This window comes from Streptomyces sp. NPDC048182 (assembly GCF_043202555.1).
In the GTDB taxonomy this organism is placed as follows: domain Bacteria; phylum Actinomycetota; class Actinomycetes; order Streptomycetales; family Streptomycetaceae; genus Streptomyces.
The window spans coordinates 30,948-51,093 of record NZ_JBIDAQ010000018.1; the positions used below are offsets into that span (position 1 = coordinate 30,948).

A 20,146-nucleotide genomic window follows, 5' to 3' on the forward strand; every position below is an offset into this window, starting at 1 on the left:
CCGGGTCAGCAGACGTGCCGGTCCCGTTCCGCCGAGTACAGGTGGCTGTCGCGGAACTGTTCGGCGCCCAGCGTCCGGCCGACCAGGATGACGGCGGTGCGCAGTACGCCGGCCTCCTTGGTCAGGCCGGCGATCTCGGCGAGCGTGCCGCGGATGACCAGTTCGTCGGGGCGGGAGGCGTAGGCGACGACGGCGGCGGGGCAGTCGGGGCCGTAGTGCGGGAGCAGTTCGGCGACGACGCGGTCGACGTAGCGGGCGGCCAGGTGCAGCACGAGCAGCGCGCCGCTGCGGCCGAGGGTGGCCAGGTCCTCGCCCTCGGGCATGGGGGTGGCCTGCTGGGCGACGCGGGTGAGGACGACGGTCTGGCCGACCGTCGGCACGGTCAGCTCCCGCTTGAGGGCGGCGGCCGCGGCGGCGAAGGCGGGCACGCCGGGGACGACCTCGTAGGGCACGCCGGCCGCGTCCAGGCGGCGCATCTGCTCGGCCATCGCGCTGAACACGGAGGGGTCGCCGGAGTGCAGCCGGGCCACGTCCTCGCCGGCCTCGTGGGCGCGGACGGCCTCGGCGGTGATCTCGTCCAGGGTGAGGTGGGCGGTGTCGACGAGGCGGGCGCCGGGCGGGCACTCGGCGAGGAGGTCGCGGGGCACCAGGCTGCCCGCGTAGAGGCAGACCCGGCAGGCGGCCAGGGTCCGGGCGCCGCGCACCGTGATCAGGTCGGCGGCGCCGGGGCCCGCGCCGATGAAGTACACCGTCATGTGTTGTCCGCTCCTGCTGTTCCCGCGAGGGGCTCGTTCTGTCCGTGGGGTTTCTCCACGGCCCACTGGGTCACCGGCATCGCCTGCCGCCAGCCGGTGAAGCCGCCGACGGGCACGGCGTGCGCCACGGCGAGCCTGACCAGGTCGCCCCCGTGCCGGCGGCGGGCGTCGGCGAGCAGGGCCTCGGACTCCAGGGTGACGGTGTTGGCGACGAGCCGTCCGCCGGGCGGCAGCGCGGCCCAGCAGGTCTCGAGCAGTCCGGGCGCGGTGAGACCGCCGCCGATGAACACGGCGTCGGGGCGGGGCAGTTCGGCGAGGGCGGCCGGGGCGGCACCGGTGACGATCCGGAGGCCGGGGACGCCGAGCCGGTCGGCGTTGCGGCGGATGCGGTCGGCGCGGGCGGTGTCGCGTTCGACGGTGACCGCCCGGCAGGCGGGGTGGGTGCGCAGCCACTCGACGGCGATCGAGCCGGAACCGCCGCCGACGTCCCAGAGCAGCTCCCCCGGGGCGGGGGCCAGCGCGGCGAGGGTGGCGGCGCGCACGTGGCGCTTGGTGAGCTGGCCGTCGTGCTCGTACGCCTCGTCGGGCAGGCCGGGTACGGCGCCGAGGCGCGGGGCGCCGGGGGCGCGGCGGAGGTCGACGGCGACGACGTTGAGGGGGTCGCCCGGGAGGCGGTTCCACTCTTCGGCGGGGGTCCAGCCGGAGGTGGTCTCGCTCGGGCCGCCGAGCTGTTCCAGGACCCGCATCGGGCTGGGCCCGTAGCCGCGGTCGCGGAGCAGGGCGGCGACCTCGGCGGGGGTGGCGGCGCCGGCGCTGAGCACGAGCAGGCGCCGCCGGTCGTGCAGGGCGGCGGCGAGGCGGGCGGTGGGGCGGCCGACGACGGTGACGACCTCGACGTCCTCCACCGGCCAGCCGAGGCGGGCGCAGGCGTGGGAGACGGAGGAGGGGTGCGGCAGGACGCGCAGGCGGCCCTCGCCCAGCTCTTCGGTGAGGGCGCGGCCGATGCCGTGGAAGAGAGGGTCGCCGCTGGCCAGCACGGCGATGCGCCGCCCGGCGTGGGCGGCCAGCAGCCCCGGCACGGCGGGCCGCAGCGGCGAGGGCCAGGCCACCCGCTCCGCCCCGCACTCCCCCGGCAGCAGCGCGAGCTGCCGCGGCCCGCCGAGCACGACGTCGGCGTCCAGCAGGGCCCGCCGCGCGGCCTCGGTCAGCCCCGGCCACCCGTCGGCGCCGATCCCGACGACGGTCACCACTGCGATCGGGTCGGCGGCGGTCACGGGGCATTACCTCGGCATTCGAACGGGCGTGGTGCCCGAACTCTACGGGGCACCCGACCGAGCGCATCGTGCCGGGTGGGCCGGGCGCCCCTGCGCCGGGTCAGCCCGGCCGGTGGCCCGATGTCCCGTCGTCCGGGTCGACCCCCGTGAACGCCGAGTCGTCCTTCGTGCCGGTGGGGCGGCCGGAGCGGCCGCGTCCGCCCTTGCCGTGCATGCCGTTGTCGCCCTTGCGGGCGTGCTCCTCGCCACCGCGGTGGTCGCTCTCCACCGTGTCGCCCGGGACCTGGCCCCGCTCGGCGTCGGAGGGCCTGCGGCCGCGGCCCTTGTCCGGCGCGTGCTCCTCGGCGTGGAAGGACCGGTGGGCGCTGGGGTTGTCCTCGGTGTGCTGCGCGTCGACGTCCGGCGACCAGCCGTGGTGCGCGTCGCCCTGCTTGTGCTGCTCGGCCATGATCCGATCCGTCCCCATCCGTGCGGTTCCCCGGGTCCTGGTACCGAGTCTCGCACCGGGGACGTACCCGGGCATTTCGGCATCCGGCGCGGCGTGCGCGGGCCATGTGGCCGGAATCGTCATCCCTGCGGGTGAGCGCGCGGGATCGGCGCCCCGGGCGGCGCGGCCGGATGCCCGACCATCACACGTGGCCGCCGGGACACCGCCACCGCGGGCGTCACCCGTCCAGCCGTACGACGGACCCGCTCGGGTGCGGCACTCCTCCGGGAGCCCGACCCTGGGCAGGGAACCAGGCCGAACCACCGGCTCTGCCGCAACCCTCCCCAGGAGGCGTCGATGAGCGCAGCACCCCCGGACACCGGCACCGAGGCCGAGGCGTCCGCCGAGATCGGCTCGGCCGAGAAGCCGATCCACATCCTCTGGATCAACGCCGGGCTCAGCTGCGACGGTGACTCCGTCGCCCTGACGGCCGCCATGCAGCCCAGCATCGAGGAGATCGCCCTGGGCGGTCTGCCCGGGCTGCCGAAGATCGCCGTGCACTGGCCGCTGATCGACTTCGAGTCGGGCCCGGTCGGCGGCGCCGACACCTTCATCGAGTGGTTCTTCAAGGGCGAGCGCGGCGAGATCGACCCGTTCGTGCTGGTCGTCGAGGGGTCCATCCCGAACGAGTCGATCAAGCAGGAGGGTTACTGGTCCGGGTTCGGCGACAACCCGGAGACCGGTCAGCCCATCACCACCAGCGAGTGGATCGACCGCCTCGCGCCCAAGGCGCTGGCCGTGGTCGCGATCGGCACCTGCGCCACGTACGGCGGCATCCACGCGATGGCCGGCAACCCGACCGGCGCGATGGGCGTCCCGGACTACCTGGGCTGGGAGTGGAAGTCGGGGGCCGGCATCCCGATCGTCTGCGTGCCGGGCTGCCCGATCCAGCCGGACAACTTCGCCGAGACCCTCACCTACCTGCTCTACCAGGCCGTCGGCTCGGCGCCGATGATCCCGCTGGACGACAAGCTCCGCCCCAACTGGCTGTTCGGCGCCACCGTGCACGAGGGCTGCGACCGCGCCGGCTACTACGAGCAGGGCCAGTTCGCGCAGGAGTACGACTCCCCGCAGTGCCTGGTGAAGCTGGGCTGCTGGGGTCCGGTCGTGAAGTGCAACGTGCCCAAGCGGGGCTGGATGAACGGCATCGGCGGCTGTCCGAACGTGGGCGGCATCTGCATCGCCTGCACGATGCCCGGCTTCCCCGACAAGTTCATGCCGTTCATGGACGAGCCGCCCGGCGGCAAGTTCTCCAGCACGGCCAGCGGCGCCTACGGCGCGGTGATCCGCCGGCTCCGCACGCTCACCGCCAAGACGGTGGACAAGGAGCCGAAGTGGCGGCACACCGGCCGCGAGATCACCACCGGCTACCGCCCGCCGTGGTGACCGCGAGCGCCGCGCCCGGACCGCACCGCACCTGATTCCCGCCGACAGACCGACGAAGGGCAGCACCGACACAATGGCGACCTCGACGAAGTCCGGTGACGGCACCGGCCTGGTGGAGATGGCGTGGGACCCGATCACCCGGATCGTGGGCAGCCTCGGCATCCACACGAAGATCGACTTCAAGCAGAAGCGGGTCGCCGAGTGCTACAGCACCTCGTCGGTCTTCCGCGGCTACAGCGTCTTCATGCGCGGCAAGGACCCGCGGGACTCGCACTTCATCACCAGCCGCATCTGCGGCATCTGCGGCGACAACCACGCCACCTGCTCGGTGTACGCGCAGAACATGGCGTACGGGGTGAAGCCGCCGCACCTCGGTGAGTGGATCATCAACCTCGGCGAGTCCGCGGAGTACATGTTCGACCACAACATCTACCAGGAGAACCTGGTGGGGGTGGACTACTGCGAGAAGATGGTCCGCGAGACCAACCCGGGCGTCCTTGAGCTGGCCGAGCGCACCGAGGCGCCGCACGCCGGCGAGCACGGCTACCGCACCATCGCCGACATCATGCGCTCGCTCAACCCCCTCGAGGGCGAGTTCTACCGCGAGGCGCTCCAGGTCAGCCGGTACACGCGGGAGATGTTCTGCCTGATGGAGGGCCGCCACGTGCACCCCTCCACGCTGTACCCGGGCGGCGTCGGCACCATCGGCTCGGTCCAGCTCTTCACGGACTACATGAGCCGCCTGATGCGCTACGTGGAGTTCATGAAGCGCGTCGTGCCGCTCCACGACGACCTGTTCGACTTCTTCTACGAGGCGCTGCCCGGCTACGAGGAGGTCGGCCGCCGCCGCGTGCTGCTCGGCTGCTGGGGCGCCCTGAACGACCCGGAGTACTGCGACTTCACCTACGCCAACATGAGCGACTGGGGCCGGCGGATGTTCGTCACCCCGGGCGTGGTCGTGGACGGCAAGCTGGTCACCAACGACCTCACCGAGATCAACCTCGGCATCCGCATCCTGCTCGGCAGCTCGTACTACGAGGACTGGGCGGGCCAGGAGCAGTTCGTCACCCACGACCCGCTGGGCAACCCGGTCGACCCGCGCCACCCGTGGAACCAGCACACCATCCCGGCGCCGCAGAAGCGGAACTTCGACGACAAGTACAGCTGGGTGATGTCGCCGCGCTGGTTCGACGGCAAGGACCACCTGCCGCTGGACACCGGCGGCGGCCCCATCGCGCGGCTGTGGTCCACCGCGCTGTCGGGCCTGGTGGACATCGGCTACGTCAAGGCGACCGGGCACAGCGTGGTCATCAACCTGCCCAAGACGCTGACCAAGCCGGAGACCACCTTCGAGTGGAAGATCCCGAAGTGGAGCAACGCCCTGGAGCGCAACCGGGCGCGCACCTACTTCCAGGCGTACGCCGCCGCGGTGGCGCTGCACTGCGCGGAGCAGGGCCTGGCCGAGGTGCGGGCCGGGCGCACCCAGACCTGGGAGAAGTTCGAGGTGCCGGACGAGTCGATCGGTTGCGGCTTCACCGAGGCGGTGCGCGGGGTGCTCTCCCACCACATGGTGATCCGGGACGGCAAGATCGCCAACTACCACCCGTACCCGCCGACCCCGTGGAACGCCTCCACCCGCGACACCTACGGCACCCCGGGCCCGTACGAGGACGCGGTGCAGAACACGCCGATCTTCGAGGAGAACACCCCGGAGAACTTCAAGGGCATCGACATCATGCGGGCGGTGCGCAGCTTCGACCCGTGTCTGCCGTGCGGCGTGCACATGTACGTCGGTGACGGCCGGACGGTGAAAACCATGCACATGCCGACCGGCCTGAGCGGGCTGGGCGGATGAGCGGCGCGGTGACGCCGGCGGCGGGCCGGGTGGACGCGGCGACGGCCGGGCGGCGGGTCGAGGAGGTCCTGGACCGGCTCGCCGCCTCCGGCGACCGCGAGGTGTGCGAGTCGGCCGAGGAACTGGTGCGCGTGCTCATGGAGTTCTACGGCGCCGGGTTCGCCCGCGTCATGGAGCTGCTGGGCCGCCATCCGGGCGCCCCGGCCGCGGAGGCCCTGGACCAGCTGGCCGGCGACGGCCTGGTGGCGAGCCTGCTGGTGCTGCACGGGCTGCACCCGGAGGACGTGGCCGTGCGGATCGCCCGGGCCCTGGACGACCTGCCGAGCCCGGTGGAGAACGCCGGCTTCGACGCGGCCACGGGCACACTGCGGCTGCGCTCCACCGGGTCCGGCGGCTGCGGCTGCGGCGGCTCCGCCGACTCGGTCGAGGAGGCGGCCCGCGCGTCGCTGGCGTGCTTCGCCCCCGAGGTGACGACGGTGACGGTCGAGGAGGCGCCGAAGGAACCGGTGCTGCTCCAGATCGGCACCGCCCCGCCCGCCGCGGCGGCCCCGGCGGGCGCCTCGCACCCCGTGACGCCCCGGTGAGCGTCCACCCGGCCGTGCCGGGCACGGCCGCCGCGCCTCGGGGGCTCGCCCGGTTCGCCGCGCCCCGGGGGCCGCGTGAGGAGCGGTGCGAGTTGTGCGCGGCGGTGGTGGGCGAGGGGCACCGGCATCTGGTGGACGTGGAGCGGCGGGCGCTGGCCTGCGCGTGCGGGCCGTGCGCCACGCTGCTCGACCGGTCCAGTGAGGCCGGGTCAGGCGAGGCCGGGTCCGGCGTGGCCGGGTCCGGCGTGGCGGGCGGCGGTCGGTTCCGCGCCGTACCCGACCGGTACCTGGCCGATCCCGCGCACCGCGTCGACGAGCAGGCGTGGGAGCGGCTGCGGATCCCCGTCGGCGTCGCCTTCTTCTTCCGCAACTCCGCCCTCGACAAGCTGGTCGCGCTCTACCCGAGCCCGGCGGGCGCCACCGAGAGCGAGCTGGAGGAGGAGAGCTGGGCGTCCGTCCTGGACGGCACCGCGCTGGCCGGGCAGCTCCGCCCCGACGTCGAGGCGCTGCTGCTGCGCCGGCACGAGGGCCGGGTGGAGTGCTTCCTGGTGCCGATCGACATCTGCTACGAGCTGGTCGGCCGGATGCGGCTGACCTGGCAGGGCTTCGACGGCGGCGCCGAGGCCCGCGCCGACCTGGCGGCCTTCTTCGCGCACGTGCGCGAGCGGGCCCGCGACCTCCCACGCGACCTCCGAGGGGACGGCGAGTGACCCGGTTCGACTTCACCTGCACCGGCGTGCGCGCCGACGCGTACGCGGCGGGGCCGACGCTGGTGTTCCGGCTGCGGATCACCGCGAGCCCGGACACCCGGGTGCACGCCCTCGCGCTGCGCACCCAGATCCGCATCGAGCCCGCGCGGCGCGGCTACTCGGGCGACGAGGGCGAGGCGCTGGGCGACCTGTTCGGGGAGCGCTCGCGCTGGGGCGGCAGCCTCAACCCCGTGCAGTTCGCCCAGGTCTCGTCCATGGTGCAGGGCTTCACCGGCGAGACCGAGACCGATCTCGTCGTGCCCTGCACCTACGACATGGACATCGCCTCCACGCGCTACTTCAACGCGCTCCAGGAGGGCGAGGTGCCGCTGCTGATGCTGTTCTCCGGCACGGCCTTCACCGGGGCCGGCGGCTTCCACGTGGAGCCGGTGCCGTGGGACCGGGAGGCGTCGTTCCGGATGCCGGTGGCGACCTGGCGGGAGATGGTCGAGCAGCACTTCCCGGGGTCCGGGTGGCTGCGGCTGCCCCGGGACGCGATGGACGCGCTGCTCGCCCACCGCTCGCGGCACGCGCTGCCGTCCTGGGAGGCGACGGTGGAGCACCTGCTGGCGGCCACCCCCGCACCGGTTTCTGGGAGGACCCCATGACCGTGACCACCCCGGCCACGTTCGCCGCCGCGACCGAGGCCCGTCTCGCGGCGGGCCGGCACGTCGCGGACGCCGTGCTGTTCGAGGGGTACGTGCTGTACCCGTACCGGGCCTCGGCCGCGAAGAACCGGCTGCGCTGGCAGTTCGGCGTGCTGGTGCCGCCGGCCTGGACGGCGACCGCGGCCGAGCACGACCACCAGCACACCGAGGTGCTGATGGAGCCCCGCCGGGGCGCCGTCCTCGCCGTCGAGGTGCGCTTCCTGCACGCCCAGCGCCGCACGGTGCAACGGGCGCTGCCGGGCGGGGAGTTCGAGACGGTGGCCGAGCTGCACCTGACCGATCGGGTCCTGGTGCCCTGGGACGAGGGCCGCGAGGAGTGCGTCCGGCTGGCCGTGCCGGTGGCGGAGCTGGCCGGCGAGGGCGTCGTCCACCCCTTCACGCGGCCGGCGGCCGAGGAGACCGAGCCGGTCACGGACGGGTCCGGGGAGATCGTGGGCCGGCTGGTGCGGCGCCGCGAGGAGATCGGCGGCGTACTGCGCCTGGCGGCGCTGCCGCTGGAGGGCCCGTACAGCACGCAGCGCCTTTCGGTGACCGTGGAGAACACCGGCGACTGGACCCCCGAGGCGGGCGCGGGCCGCGACGCGGCGCTGTCCCGCTCGCTGGTGGCCGCCCACACCCTGCTGCACCTGGACGCGGGCGGCTTCCTGTCGCTGACCGACCCCCCGGAGTGGGCCAAGGGCGCGGTCGGGGCCTGCCGCAACCTGCACACCTGGCCGGTGCTCGCGGGCGAGGGCGGCTCGCGCGACCTGGTGCTGTCCTCCCCGATCATCCTGGAGGACCACCCGGCCATCGCCCCCGAGAGCCCCGGCGCCCTCTACGACGCCACGGAGATCGACGAGATCCTCGCCCTGCGCACCGCCACCCTCACCGACGAGGAGAAACGCGAGGCCCGCGGCACGGACGACCGGGCGGCCGCGGTGATCGACCTGACGGACTCGATGCCGGCGGAGATGCTGGAGCGGCTGCACGGGGCGGTGCGGGGGCTGCGCGAGGTCACGGACGGCACCGCGGGGGCGGGCGGACCGGCCTCGGCGGCGGGCGGTGCCACGCGGCCGGCCCCCGGCACAACGGCGGACGCCCGACCCGCGCCGAGCAGCGGCACGGCACACGCCGGCACCGCCGGCCACGGGCCGGGCGGCGGCCACGGGCTGGACGGCGGCCACGGGCCGGGCAAGGGCTCTGCGCCAGGTGAAGGCGCCGGCTACGAGCCGGGCCTCGGCCATGGTCCGGGCCTCGGCTCGGGACCAGGCGCGGGGTCCGCACCAGGCGACGGCCTCGGCTCGGCCGGAGGCATCGCCCTCGGGCCGGGCGCCGGGGCCGGTGGGGGCGCCGGGGCCGGTGGGGTGCCGCGCCCCGACGTCCCCTGGTGGGACCCCGCCGCCGACGCCTCCGTGGATCCGGGCCGGGACTCCGTGCTGGTCGACGGGCGGCCGGTCCGTGCCGGGAGTCGCGTCGTGCTGCGGCCCCGGCTGCGGCACAGCGACGCGCAGGACCTGTTCCTCGACGGGCGCACCGCGCTGGTGGAGGCCGTGGTGCACGACGTCGACGGCGGGACGCACATCGCGGTCACCGTCGAGGACGACCCGGGCGCCGACATCCGGCGCGAGCAGGGCCGGTTCCTGTACTTCCAGCCCGACGAGGTCGCCGTGGCAGAGGACATCGCGGAGGATGTCGAGGAGGCGGCACCGTGACCGCACCCGCCCGCATCCTGGTCGCCGGGGTCGGCAACATCTTCCTCGGCGACGACGGCTTCGGCGTCGAGGCGGCCCGCTGCCTGGGCCGACGGGAGCTGCCGGCCGGCGTGGAGGTGGCCGACATCGGCATCCGGGGTGTCCACCTCGCCTACCAGCTGCTCGACAGCTACGACACCCTCGTCATCCTCGACGCCACCGCGCGGGGCGGCGAGCCGGGCACCCTCTACGTCATCGACGCCGCCGAGCAGGACGTCGCCCCGGCCGCGCCGGGCACCCTGCCCCTGGACGGCCACCGGATGTCCCCGGACGCGGTGCTGGCGCTGCTCGACACCCTGTGCGCCGGCACGGGCGCGGCGCCTCCGCGGCGGACCCTGGTCGTCGGCTGCGAACCCGCGACCGTCGAGGAGGGCATCGGCCTGAGCCCCCCGGTGACCGCCGCCGTCCCCGAGGCCGTCGACGTGGTCCTGGACCTCGTCGGTGACGAAGCCGTCGTGTGACCAGCAGGAACCCTCACCTCCCACCGAACCCGGAGCGTGCACCATGAACAAGCGCCTCATCAGCGAGACCGCGGCCGGTGTCGCCGCCGCCACCGCGCTGGCGGTGGCCTTCGTCAACTTCTGGCCGGACGTGCGGCGTTACCTGCGCATCCGCCGCATGTGACACCGAGCCCGGCGGCGTCCGAACGGGCCACGTGGCCGCGCCGCACCGGCGTGCCGCCCGGCCCGGCCGTCCCGTCACCCCTCTAATGACCACGACCCGGAGCCGGCCGCAGGACGGAGCAGACGATGCACGAGATGTCCGTCGCCCTGTCGGTCGTGGACCAGGTCGAGCGGGCCGCCCGGGAGCGCGGCGCCCACGGCGTGGAGCAGGTGCGCGTCGAGGTGGGCGAGCTGGCCGGGGTGGTCTCCGACGCCCTGGACTTCTGCTTCGACCTGGCCTGCGCCGGGACGGTCCTGGAGGGCGCCAGGCTGCTGACCGAGGCGGTCCCGGGCCGGGCCCACTGCGGGCCGTGCGCGCGGACCTGGGCCACCGGCATGCCGCCGGACCTGGTCTGCCCCGGCTGCCGCTCGGCCGCCACGGAGCTGGTGGCCGGCCGCGAACTCACCATCACCGAGGTCCGCTGGTCCGCCGACGACGCCGGGGACCGTACGACGGCCTCCACCTCACCCTCCCCCTCCCCCGCGAAGGAGAACTGACGATGTGCCGGACGGTCGACCTCCGGCAGGCGGTGCTCGCCAGGAACACCATGGCGGCAGGCGTCCTGCGCACCGAACTCAACGACCGCGGCACGACGGTCGTCAACCTGCTCTCCAGCCCCGGCAGCGGCAAGACCGCGCTCCTCGAGCGCGAGCTGCGGCTCACCCGGGAGCGCGGGGTCACCGCCGCCGCCCTCACCGCGGACCTCGCCACCGAGAACGACGCCACCCGCCTGGCCCGTTCCGGCGTGCCGGTCAAGCAGGTCCTCACGGACGGGCTGTGCCACCTGGAGGCGGACATGCTCGCCGGGCACCTGCACGACTGGCTGCCCGAGGACACCCGCCTGCTCTTCGTGGAGAACGTCGGCAACCTGGTCTGCCCGGCCTCCTACGACCTCGGCGAGTCGCTGCGGGTCGTGCTCGCCTCCGTCACCGAGGGCGAGGACAAGCCGCTGAAGTACCCGACCGCCTTCGGCCTGGCCCAGTTGGTGCTGGTCACCAAGTCCGACCTGGCCGGCCCGGCCGACTTCGACGAGGCCGCCTTCCGCGCCAACGTCCAGCAGGTCAACCCGGGCGTCGAGGTGGTCCTCACCTCGGTGCGCACCGGCGAGGGCGCCGGGGTGCTGGTCGACCGGGCCCTCGCGGCGGCCGGCGGCGACGCGGTCCACGCACCGGTGATGGCCCGGGCCGAGGCGTGAGCACGGAGGCCGACGCCACGGCGCCGCCCCCGCCCACCGCACCGGCGCGCCGCGTCCGGGTCGTGGTGCGCGGGGTGGTGCAGGGCGTCGGCTTCCGGCCCTTCGTGTACGCCCTCGCCGTGCGGGGCGGGCTCACCGGGCACGTCACCAACACCGGTGACGGCGTGGTGGCCGAGGTGGAGGGCCCGTCCGCCGCGGTGGACGGCTTCTGCGCGCGGCTGTCGGCCGAGGCGCCGCCGCTGGCGGTGGTGGAGTCGGTGGAGACGGCCGAGCTGCCCTGCGCGGCGGCGGACGGCGACCGCGGCTTCCGCATCGTGGCCTCGCGGTCCGGCGGCCCGGCGCGCACCCTCGTGGCACCGGACACCGCGACCTGCGCGGAGTGCCTCGCCGAGCTGGCCGACCCGGCGGACCGGCGCCACCGGCACCCGTTCATCGCCTGCACGCACTGCGGTCCGCGCTTCACCATCGTCACCGGGCTGCCGTACGACCGCGATCACACCACCATGGCCGGCTTCCCGCTGTGCGCGGACTGCGCCCGCGAGTACGAGGACCCCGCCGACCGCCGTTTCCACGCCCAGCCGGTCGCCTGCCCGGCCTGCGGCCCCCGGCTGCGGCTCGTCACGTCGGACGGCGAGGAGGCGGGCGACCCCGTCGCGGGGGCGCGGGCGGTGCTGGCCGCCGGGGGCGTCCTCGCCGTCAAGGGGCTCGGCGGCTACCACCTGGCCTGCGACGCCACCCGGGCCGACGCGGTCGCGGAGCTGCGCCGGCGCAAGGCCCGGGGCGACAAGCCGTTCGCGCTGATGGCGGCGCGGGTCGAGGACGTCGGGCACCTGGTGCGCGTCGACGACGTCGAGCGCGCGCTGCTCACCGGGCGTACCCGGCCCGTGGTCCTGCTGCGCCGCCGCGACGGCCTGCGGCACACGCCGGGGCTGCCGGTGCCCGCCGACGCCGTCGCCCCCGGCAGCCCCGACCTCGGCGTGCTGCTGCCGTACACCCCCGTGCACCATCTGCTGCTCGGCGGGCTCGGCGGTGCGGACGCGCCCCGGCTCCTGGTGATGACGAGCGGGAACCGCTCCGGGGAGCCCATCGTCACCGACGACGGCGAGGCCCTGGAGCGGCTGGCCGGTCTCGCGGACGCCTGGCTGACGCACGACCGGCCGGTCCACGTGCCCTGCGACGACTCCGTGGTCCGGGTCTGCGACGGCCGACCGCTGGTGCTGCGCCGCTCGCGCGGGTACGCCCCGCTGCCGGTCGCCCTGCCCTTCCCCGTCGGCCCGGCGCTCGCGGTCGGCGGCGACCTCAAGAACGTGTTCTGCCTCGGCGAGGGCGACAAGGCGTGGCTGTCGGCGCACGTCGGGGACATGGACGACCTCGCCACGCAGGAGGCGTTCGGCCGCGCGGAGCGGCAGCTGGAGTCCGTCACCGGGGTGCGGCCCGGCCTGCTGGCGGCCGACGCGCACCCGGCGTACCGGTCGGGGGCCTGGGCCCGGCGGCACGCGGCGGGGCGTCCGGTCGTCCGGGTCCAGCACCATCACGCGCATGTCGCGTCCCTGCTGGCCGAGCACCGCGTGCCGGACGGCGAGCAGGTGATCGGCGTCGCCTTCGACGGCACCGGGCACGGCGCGGACGGTGCGGTGTGGGGCGGTGAGGTGCTGGTCGCCGGCTACGCGGGGTTCCGGCGCTTCGCGCATCTGGCGTACGTGCCGCTGCCGGGCGGCGACACGGCGGTGCGGCGGCCGTACCGGATGGCGCTGGCCCATCTGCACGCGGCGGACCTGCCGGCCGACCCGGATCTGCCCTGCGCGCTGGCCTGTCCGGCGGGGGAAATCAACGTGCTGAGAAGGCAGTTGGAGACCGGTCTCGCCTGTGTGCCGACCTCCAGCATGGGGCGGCTCTTCGACGCCGTCGCCTCCCTAGCGGGGGTGTGCCACCGCGCCGGGTACGAGGCGCAGGCCGCCGTCGAGCTGGAGGGGGCCGCGGTGGGCGCCGGGGAGGTGGCCGAGGACCCGCGCTACGCCTTCCGGCTCGCCCAGGCGGAAGGGCCGCTCACGGCGTCGCCGGGTCCGCTCCTTGCCGCGGTCGTCGAGGACGTACGCGCCGGGGTGCCCGCCGGCGTGATCGCCGCCCGCTTCCACCTCGCCGTCGCCCGGCTGGTGCGGTCCGTCGCCGCCGCTGCGCGCGAGGCGACCGGGCTCGCGACCGTGGGGCTGACCGGCGGCGTCTTCGCCAACACGCTGCTGTCCTCGGCCTGCGCGCGCGGCCTGACGGCGGACGGCTTCCGGGTGCTGCGACACGGGGAGGTCCCGCCGGGCGACGGCGGCCTCGCCCTGGGGCAGCTGGTCGTGGCGGCCCGCGCCGGAGCCCCGTACGACCCCCATCACGGTCACGACTGAGGCTGAGGAGAACGCGGATGTGCTTGGCGGTACCCGGCAAGGTACTGACGGTCGAGGAACGGGACGGCACCCGGATGGCCACCGTCGACTTCGGCGGCGTGGTCAAGGAGGTGTGCCTGGAGTACCTGCCCGACCTGGAGGTCGGCGAGTACGCCATCGTCCACGTCGGCTTCGCGCTGCAGCGGCTGGACGAGGAGTCGGCCCGGCAGACCCTGGAGCTGTTCGAGCAACTCGGCATGCTCCAGGAGGAGTTCGGCGACCCGTGGGAGCAGGCGGCGCTGATGGACGGCGGGCCCGAGCTCGCGGGAGAGGCGGAGCGGTGAAGTACATCGACGAGTTCCAGGACCCGGCGCTGGCCGCCCGGCTCCTGGACGACATCAGGGCGACCGTCACCCGGCCCTGGGCCCTGATGGAGGTGTGCGGCGGGCAGACGCACAGCATCATCCGGCACGGCCTGGACCAGCTGCTGCCCGAGGAGATCGAGCTGATCCACGGGCCCGGGTGCCCGGTGTGCGTGACACCCCTTGAGGTCATCGACAAGGCGCTGGAGATCGCCTCCCGGCCCGGGGTGATCTTCTGCTCCTTCGGCGACATGCTGCGGGTGCCGGGCACCGACCGGGACCTGTTCCAGGTGCGGAGCGAGGGCGGCGACGTGCGGGTCGTGTACTCGCCGCTGGACGCGCTGCGGATCGCGCGGGAGAACCCGGACCGCGAGGTGGTGTTCTTCGGCATCGGCTTCGAGACCACCGCGCCGCCGAACGCGATGACGGTCCACCAGGCCGCGAAGCACTCCATCCGCAACTTCAGCCTGCTCGTCTCGCACGTGCTGGTCCCGCCGGCCATCGAGGCGATCATGCAGTCGCCGCGCTGCCGGGTGCAGGGCTTCCTGGCCGCCGGGCACGTGTGCAGCGTCATGGGCACCGGGCAGTACCCGGAACTGGCCGAGCGGTTCGGGGTGCCGATCGTGGTGACCGGGTTCGAGCCGCTGGACATCCTGGAGGGCGTGCGGCGGACCGTGCGCCAGCTGGAGCGGGGCGAGCACCGGGTGGAGAACGCCTACCAGCGGGCGGTCGCCGCCGAGGGCAACCCGGCCGCCCGGCGGATGCTTCAGGACGTCTTCGAGGTGACCGACCGGGCCTGGCGCGGCATCGGGGTCATCCCGGGCAGCGGGTGGCGGCTGTCCGAGCGGTACCGGGAGTACGACGCCGAGCACCGCTTCCAGGTCGGCTCCATCGCCACCCGCGAGCCCGAGGCGTGCCGCAGCGGCGAGGTGCTCCAGGGGCTGCTGAAGCCGCACGAGTGCGAGGCCTTCGGGACGACCTGCACGCCGCGCTCCCCGCTGGGCGCGACGATGGTCTCCAGCGAGGGCGCGTGCGCGGCGTACTACCTCTACCGGCGCCTCGAGCTGCCGGCGCGCGAGAAGGAGACCTCCGTTGTCTGACGTGACCGAAGTCCCGTCGCCGTCCCCGGACATGCTGTCCTGGACGTGTCCCGCGCCGCTGCGGGACCGGCCCCGGGTGGTCATGGGGCACGGGGGCGGCGGGGTGATGTCCGCCGAGCTGGTCGAGCAGGTGGTGCTGCCCGCGCTGGGCGGCGCGGCAGGCGAGCCGCTGACCGACTCCGCGGTCTTCGAGCTGGGCGGGGCGCGGCTGGCCTTCTCCACCGACTCCTTCGTGGTGCGCCCGCTGTTCTTCCCCGGCGGCTCCATCGGCGACCTCGCGGTCAACGGCACGGTCAACGACCTCGCCATGAGCGGGGCCCGCCCGGCCTACCTCTCCTGCGGGCTGATCCTGGAGGAGGGCGTCGAGATCGACACGGTGGCGCGGGTCGCCGACGCGCTCGGCGCCGCCGCGCATGCCGCCGGGGTGCGGGTGGTCACCGGGGACACGAAGGTGGTGGAGGCCGGGAGCGGGGACGGGCTGTACATCAACACCGCGGGGGTGGGCCTGGTGCCCGACGGCGTCGACCTGCGCCCCCAGCGCGTGGTCCCCGGGGACGTGGTGCTGGTCAGCGGGCCGGTCGGGCTGCACGGCGTGGCCGTCATGAGCGAGCGCGAGAACCTGCGCTTCGAGGCCGACGTGCGCAGCGACTGCGCTCCGCTGGCCGGCCTGGTGGAGGCGATGCTGGGCGTCACCCGGGACCTGCACGTGCTGCGCGACCCCACCAGGGGCGGCTTGGCGGCCTCGCTCAACGAGATCGCGCAGGGCTCCGGGTGCGGGGTGCGGATCACCGAGCGGTCGGTGCCGGTGCCGGAGGCGGTGGCCGGGGCGTGCGCCATGCTGGGCCTGGACCCGATGTACGTGGCGAACGAGGGCAAGCTCGTCGCCTTCGTGCCCCGGGAGCACGCCGAGGAGGTGCTGGCGGCGATGCGGGCGCATCCGCTGGGCGCCGGGGCGGCGGTCATCGGGGAGACGGTGCCGGAGCACCCCGGCATGGTGGTCGCCCGCACCGGCCTCGGCGGTACGCGGGTGGTGGACATGCCGCTCGGCGAGCAGCTCCCGCGGATCTGCTAGGGAGTCATCCGGCGCGGGTGTCCAGGGTCCAGGTGTGGGTGCAGCCGGGACACTGGAGGTGGACGCGGGGGCCCTCGTTGGCGATCAGGTAGCGCCAGTGGCGGGGGCAGTTGCGCCGGTCGGCACAGGTGCCGCAGTCGCGGGCGTCGTCGCAGCCGGGGCAGGAGACCCAGGCCCGGCGGGCCCGGTCGGCCTGCGGGTCAATGGGAAGCCGCATCGCCCTTGTCCTGCTCCCGCCCGGGCAGTACTCCGGCCTCGACGAGCATGGCGTAGGTCCGCTCCTGCTCGGCGTCGAGGCCGGAGTAGAGCAGCGCGTGAGCGGCCTCCTCCTGCTCGAGCACCGCCACGGGGTCCCAGTCGTCCCCCATCGCCGCCACCACTTCGGCCCGCCGCCGGGCCTCCTCGCGGGTGAGGTCTAGGTCGAAGGCGTGGAGCCGGGGGCGGGCACTCGGGCCGGGGTGCATGACGGGACTTTCGACGCGGAACGTACGGACCCTGCCATCTGTAGCAGAGCGTGATGCTCTGCGGGAAGCGGGTGTGAGGGACGCCATGCGCTGCCGCGGGCGGTGCGGCGAGGTGACGCCGCCCAAGGAGGCGGCGGACCGTCCTCGAGCCCGCGCCGCACCCGGGGGGGGCGCACAAATCCCGGTGCGCGCCGACGGCGGAGCGGTCAGACTCGCGGCATGACGACGAAGATCAGCCGTATCAACCCCGATCAGTTGCACGAGACGCCGGGCTACCACCACATCACCGTGGTGGAGACCGGCCGCACGGCCTATCTGGCGGGGCAGTGCCCCCTCGACCAGGCCGGCTCCCTCGTCGGAGCCGACTCCCTCGACGCCCAGGTCGATCAGGTCGTCGTGAACGCACTCGCCGCCCTCGCGGCGGTGGACGCCCGGCCGCCGCACGTGGTGCGTTCGGTGATCTACGTGCGCAGCGACGACCGGGCGGATCTGAGCCTCGTGTGGCAGCGGCTCACCACCTCCGCCCTCGGACCGGCGTTCACCTCCGCCAGCACGCTCCTGGGCGTCGCCCAGCTGGGCTTCACCGGGCAACTGGTCGAGGTGGACCTGACCGTCGCGCTGCCCGCCTGAGCGGTCCGCAGGCGGTCCGCACGCCTCGGCCGGAGCCGAGGGGATGTCCGAAAACACCGCAGCCGGTTACCGGTACAACCGTCGGGAATCGGCGCATGGCCGCCGACGCCCTCCCGCCATCCCGGTCGCCGCGGCAGCCGGAGCCCCCATCGACCACACCGGCGCCGACTGGTTCGGCTTCAACGCCACCGAGCGGGTCTTCCACGGCCTGTGGCCGGGCAACATCAGGACGAGGGGCACGTCCAGGGCGGTGAGCCGGCGGCCCTGGTGCGGGGTGAGTGCGGCGACCACCAGGATGGCGCCGCTGCTGCGGCGGGCGGCGAGCCCGTCCAGCCACTGGCGGGTGTCGGCGTCCCGGCCGTGCACGGCGGACAGCACGAGGGTGGCGCCCGCCGCGCGCAGGGTCTCCTCGACGCCCTGGATGATCTCGACCGACCAGAGGCTGTCGATCTCGTTCAGCACCAGCTCGACGGCGGTGCCGGCGCGGCGAGCGGGGCGGCGCCGGTAGCCGAGGGAGTCCATGACCGCGGCGACGCGCTCCTTGGTCTCGGCGGAGACGTCCACGCGGCCGTTGAGCACCTTGGAGACGGTGGAGGCGGACACCCCGGCCTCGGCGGCGACCATGTGCAGGGTCACCTTGCCGGACCCGCCGGCCGGCAGGGCGGGGCGGGGATGCCTGCGGGACATGGCGGTCCTCCGGGCGGCAAGGGCGGCGGGGAGCGGCATCACGGTCCGGCAGACCCGCCGGGGGTGTCAACGGTCGCGAACGGGTTTCGCGGCCGTGCGTGGTACCGCTCCCACGTGACGCCGCGAGGCGGGTGCCCACACCCCCGTGTCGGGCACCCGCCTCCGGCGGGCATGGTCAGGGCTGTCGCGGCGCCAGCTCCCACAGTCGGTGGTCCCAGCCGATGTCGCGGCACGCGCGCACCGTCAGGCCGGCGTCGGCCGCGAGGGCCTCGACGCCGGCGGCGGTGCGCAGGCCGGAGCCGAACGCCGCCGTCAGGCGCAGGTGGTGCAGCGCGGCCTCCGGGTCGCCGGTGAGGCCGTCCGGGCCCTCGACCTGCTCGACCAGGAGCAGGGTGCCGCCCTCGGCGAGCGCGGCGGCGTTCTCGCGCAGGACGAGTACCGCGTCCTCGTCGGGCAGGACGTCCAGGGCCTTGCAGAGCAGCACGGTGGTGGTGCCGGGCGGGACCGGGCCGGTGCGGGCGACCAGGTCGACGCGGGCGCGCGCCGGGGGGTCCAGGACCACGTCGGCGACCGTGCGCAGCACCGACGGCGGCGCGCAGACCCGTAGCCGCAGGTCGGGGAAGGCGGTGGCGAGGGTGTTGGCGACGGCCCCCGCGCCGCTGCCGGCCAGTGTCACCGCGCCTGCGGACGCCCAGTCGTGGGCGGCGCGGACGCCGGGCGCGATCCACACGGCCTCCTCCTCGACGGCGGCGCGGGCCGTGCCGCCGAGGTGCTCGTCGGCGGCGAGGGCGTCGGCCAGGGTGGCGCCGGTGGCGGTGCGGTGGCCCGGACGGCCGGTGCGCAGGGCCTCCGGCAGGCCGGCCAGGGACAGGTCGAAGGCGGCCTGGGCGCCGGTGAGGTCGTACTCCGCCAGGGAGTGGTCGTCCTCGACCAGCTCCTCGCCGACCGGGGTCAGGCGGTGGCCGTCCGCGTCGACGGCGAGGACCTCCAGGTCGGTCAGGTAGGCGAGCAGCGCGGACAGGGCCCGCTCGTCGGTGCCGGTGGCGGCGGCCAGCGCTGGCAGGGTGCGCACGCCCCGGTAGACGTGGTCGACCAGGCCGATGGTCACCGCCGTGCGGATCGCCAGGCCCGGGGCCAGGTCGGTGAGTTCGTGCAGCCGCTCGTGCGGGTCGGGCTGCTCCTCGTCGGCCGCCGTCGCCGCGGGCACGGCATCGGGCCGGGCGGTGTCGGGCCGGGCGGTGCGGCGCCAGTAGCCGGTGATGTCGGTGCGCTCGCGCGGCACGCCCCGTTCGGCGTGCAGGAGGCGGCGGATGCCCTTGAGGGTGACGGCCTCGCCGGCGGCCCAGGCGAACACCTCGCCGGGCGGCCACTCCATGGCGCGGACGGCGTCCTCCAGGAGCGTGGTGGTCCCGGCGGGCGCCCCGTCGCGCACCAGCCAGGTGACCTCCGCGTCCGCCTCGGTGGGCAGCTCCTGGCGGTGGCTGTCGTCGCCGACCTCGACGAAGACCCGGGCCCGGGTGCCGGCCGGCATCTCGGCCAGCCAGCGCGCGATGGCCGGCAGCGCGGTCTCGTCGCCGACGACCAGCAGCCAGTCGGCGCCCTCGGGGTGGCCGTGGGACATCTTCGGGCCGGCGATCCAGGTGACGTCCCCGGGCCGGGCGGACTCGGCCCACCCGGAGGCGACGCCGCCGGCGTGCCGCACGAAGTCGAAGTCGATCTCGCCGCGCTCGGGGTCGTAGCGGACCGGCGTGTAGTCCTTGGTCAGCGGGCGGGCGTCGGCCGGCCAGTCCAGGCTGGCGGTGTTCTGCCCGGGCAGGACCGGGGCGCCGGCGCCGGGCTCGGCGAAGAAGAACTTCACGTGGTCGTCGAAGCCCTCGGTGCTGAGGGCCGGCAGGTCGAGGCCCGCCTTGCGGAACGCTCCCAGCTGCGGCCCGCCGAGGGTCACCCGGCGCATGCCCGGCGTGACGTCCCGGACGCCGAGCACGGTCAGTTCCCTGAGCACGATGGGGAACGTGACGACCGGGCGGGGGTTGCGGGTGCTCATGCGGAGGGCTCCTAGAGGTGCGGACGGGCCCGCTCAGGTTAGGCGGCGCGGGGCGGGGCGCATCCAACC

At 74.9% G+C, this 20,146-nt stretch carries 22 protein-coding genes; 15 read left to right on the forward strand and 7 right to left on the reverse strand.

From position 1 onward, the window contains the following. Positions 1-5: 5 nt before the first annotated feature. The 3 genes from cobM to ACGFZL_RS28310 all read right to left on the reverse strand — a co-directional run bounded on the left by cobM (position 6) and on the right by ACGFZL_RS28310 (position 2,477). A complete protein-coding gene (gene cobM / locus ACGFZL_RS28300; RefSeq protein ID WP_393695913.1) occupies positions 6-755 on the reverse strand; it encodes a precorrin-4 C(11)-methyltransferase in 750 nt (249 codons plus the stop codon). Then, entirely contained in the window at positions 752-2,029 is a 1,278-nt protein-coding gene (cbiE, locus tag ACGFZL_RS28305) for a precorrin-6y C5,15-methyltransferase (decarboxylating) subunit CbiE (protein WP_393695915.1), read from the reverse strand. The genes cobM and cbiE overlap by 4 nt, the downstream gene beginning before the upstream one ends. A gap of 100 nt (positions 2,030-2,129) precedes the next feature. After that, on the reverse strand, positions 2,130-2,477 hold the full coding sequence (locus tag ACGFZL_RS28310; protein ID WP_393695917.1) for a hypothetical protein: 348 nt from the start codon (positions 2,475-2,477) through the stop codon (positions 2,130-2,132). 336 nt (positions 2,478-2,813) lie between these two features. On the opposite strand from ACGFZL_RS28310, the gene ACGFZL_RS28315 reads away from it, so the two are divergent. From ACGFZL_RS28315 to hypE, 14 genes are all read left to right on the forward strand, one after another. Continuing rightward, positions 2,814-3,902 (forward strand): hydrogenase expression protein HypE, encoded by a 1,089-nt coding sequence (locus tag ACGFZL_RS28315; RefSeq protein ID WP_355170122.1) that lies wholly within the window; start codon positions 2,814-2,816, stop codon positions 3,900-3,902. 73 nt (positions 3,903-3,975) lie between these two features. Beyond that, the gene (locus ACGFZL_RS28320; protein WP_393695919.1) at positions 3,976-5,757 is read left to right on the forward strand and encodes a nickel-dependent hydrogenase large subunit; all 1,782 of its coding nucleotides are present in this window, start codon (positions 3,976-3,978) and stop codon (positions 5,755-5,757) included. Next, positions 5,754-6,341: a hypothetical protein gene (locus ACGFZL_RS28325; RefSeq protein WP_393695921.1), complete on the forward strand. Its 588-nt coding sequence runs from the start codon at positions 5,754-5,756 to the stop codon at positions 6,339-6,341. Before ACGFZL_RS28320 ends, ACGFZL_RS28325 begins: the two co-directional genes overlap by 4 nt. Continuing rightward, positions 6,338-7,051 (forward strand): DUF5947 family protein, encoded by a 714-nt coding sequence (locus ACGFZL_RS28330; RefSeq protein ID WP_393695923.1) that lies wholly within the window; start codon positions 6,338-6,340, stop codon positions 7,049-7,051. Before ACGFZL_RS28325 ends, ACGFZL_RS28330 begins: the two co-directional genes overlap by 4 nt. Next, a complete protein-coding gene (locus ACGFZL_RS28335; protein ID WP_393695925.1) occupies positions 7,048-7,698 on the forward strand; it encodes a DUF6084 family protein in 651 nt (216 codons plus the stop codon). The genes ACGFZL_RS28330 and ACGFZL_RS28335 overlap by 4 nt, the downstream gene beginning before the upstream one ends. Further along, complete coding sequence (locus tag ACGFZL_RS28340; protein WP_407078459.1) at positions 7,695-9,449, forward strand: hypothetical protein; 1,755 nt, start codon at positions 7,695-7,697, stop codon at positions 9,447-9,449. Before ACGFZL_RS28335 ends, ACGFZL_RS28340 begins: the two co-directional genes overlap by 4 nt. Next, a complete protein-coding gene (locus ACGFZL_RS28345; RefSeq protein WP_393695927.1) occupies positions 9,446-9,949 on the forward strand; it encodes a hydrogenase maturation protease in 504 nt (167 codons plus the stop codon). The genes ACGFZL_RS28340 and ACGFZL_RS28345 overlap by 4 nt, the downstream gene beginning before the upstream one ends. A gap of 43 nt (positions 9,950-9,992) precedes the next feature. Then, on the forward strand, positions 9,993-10,112 hold the full coding sequence (locus ACGFZL_RS28350; protein WP_393695929.1) for a DUF6893 family small protein: 120 nt from the start codon (positions 9,993-9,995) through the stop codon (positions 10,110-10,112). A gap of 125 nt (positions 10,113-10,237) precedes the next feature. Continuing rightward, positions 10,238-10,648 carry a hydrogenase maturation nickel metallochaperone HypA gene (hypA, locus tag ACGFZL_RS28355; protein WP_393695931.1) on the forward strand — a complete coding sequence of 137 codons (411 nt, stop codon included), beginning with the start codon at positions 10,238-10,240 and terminating at the stop codon, positions 10,646-10,648. Between the two features lie 2 nt (positions 10,649-10,650). Then, the gene (gene hypB, locus ACGFZL_RS28360; protein ID WP_355170105.1) at positions 10,651-11,346 is read left to right on the forward strand and encodes a hydrogenase nickel incorporation protein HypB; all 696 of its coding nucleotides are present in this window, start codon (positions 10,651-10,653) and stop codon (positions 11,344-11,346) included. After that, positions 11,343-13,739 carry a carbamoyltransferase HypF gene (gene hypF, locus ACGFZL_RS28365; RefSeq protein ID WP_393695933.1) on the forward strand — a complete coding sequence of 799 codons (2,397 nt, stop codon included), beginning with the start codon at positions 11,343-11,345 and terminating at the stop codon, positions 13,737-13,739. Before hypB ends, hypF begins: the two co-directional genes overlap by 4 nt. A 17-nt stretch (positions 13,740-13,756) precedes the next feature. After that, on the forward strand, positions 13,757-14,062 hold the full coding sequence (locus tag ACGFZL_RS28370) for a HypC/HybG/HupF family hydrogenase formation chaperone (protein ID WP_393695935.1): 306 nt from the start codon (positions 13,757-13,759) through the stop codon (positions 14,060-14,062). Continuing rightward, complete coding sequence (hypD, locus tag ACGFZL_RS28375; protein ID WP_393695937.1) at positions 14,059-15,180, forward strand: hydrogenase formation protein HypD; 1,122 nt, start codon at positions 14,059-14,061, stop codon at positions 15,178-15,180. Before ACGFZL_RS28370 ends, hypD begins: the two co-directional genes overlap by 4 nt. A gap of 31 nt (positions 15,181-15,211) precedes the next feature. Next, positions 15,212-16,252 carry a hydrogenase expression/formation protein HypE gene (gene hypE / locus ACGFZL_RS28380; RefSeq protein WP_393696116.1) on the forward strand — a complete coding sequence of 347 codons (1,041 nt, stop codon included), beginning with the start codon at positions 15,212-15,214 and terminating at the stop codon, positions 16,250-16,252. Between the two features lie 4 nt (positions 16,253-16,256). Here the strand turns inward: hypE and ACGFZL_RS28385 are convergent, their stop codons facing one another. Both ACGFZL_RS28385 and ACGFZL_RS28390 read right to left on the reverse strand, forming a co-directional pair. Next, on the reverse strand, positions 16,257-16,469 hold the full coding sequence (locus ACGFZL_RS28385) for a hypothetical protein (protein ID WP_393695939.1): 213 nt from the start codon (positions 16,467-16,469) through the stop codon (positions 16,257-16,259). Next, positions 16,453-16,716 carry a DUF6400 family protein gene (locus tag ACGFZL_RS28390; protein ID WP_393695941.1) on the reverse strand — a complete coding sequence of 88 codons (264 nt, stop codon included), beginning with the start codon at positions 16,714-16,716 and terminating at the stop codon, positions 16,453-16,455. Before ACGFZL_RS28390 ends, ACGFZL_RS28385 begins: the two co-directional genes overlap by 17 nt. A gap of 219 nt (positions 16,717-16,935) precedes the next feature. Here ACGFZL_RS28390 and ACGFZL_RS28395 point away from each other — a divergent pair, with 219 nt between their 5' ends. Further along, complete coding sequence (locus ACGFZL_RS28395; RefSeq protein WP_393695943.1) at positions 16,936-17,346, forward strand: RidA family protein; 411 nt, start codon at positions 16,936-16,938, stop codon at positions 17,344-17,346. A 66-nt stretch (positions 17,347-17,412) separates the two neighbouring features. Here the strand turns inward: ACGFZL_RS28395 and ACGFZL_RS28400 are convergent, their stop codons facing one another. Beyond that, a complete protein-coding gene (locus ACGFZL_RS28400) occupies positions 17,413-18,033 on the reverse strand; it encodes a LacI family DNA-binding transcriptional regulator (RefSeq protein ID WP_393695945.1) in 621 nt (206 codons plus the stop codon). Between the two features lie 175 nt (positions 18,034-18,208). Further along, positions 18,209-20,077, reverse strand: coding sequence for an SIP domain-containing protein (locus tag ACGFZL_RS28405; RefSeq protein WP_393695947.1), 1,869 nt, complete (start codon positions 20,075-20,077; stop codon positions 18,209-18,211). Positions 20,078-20,146 lie beyond the last annotated feature (69 nt).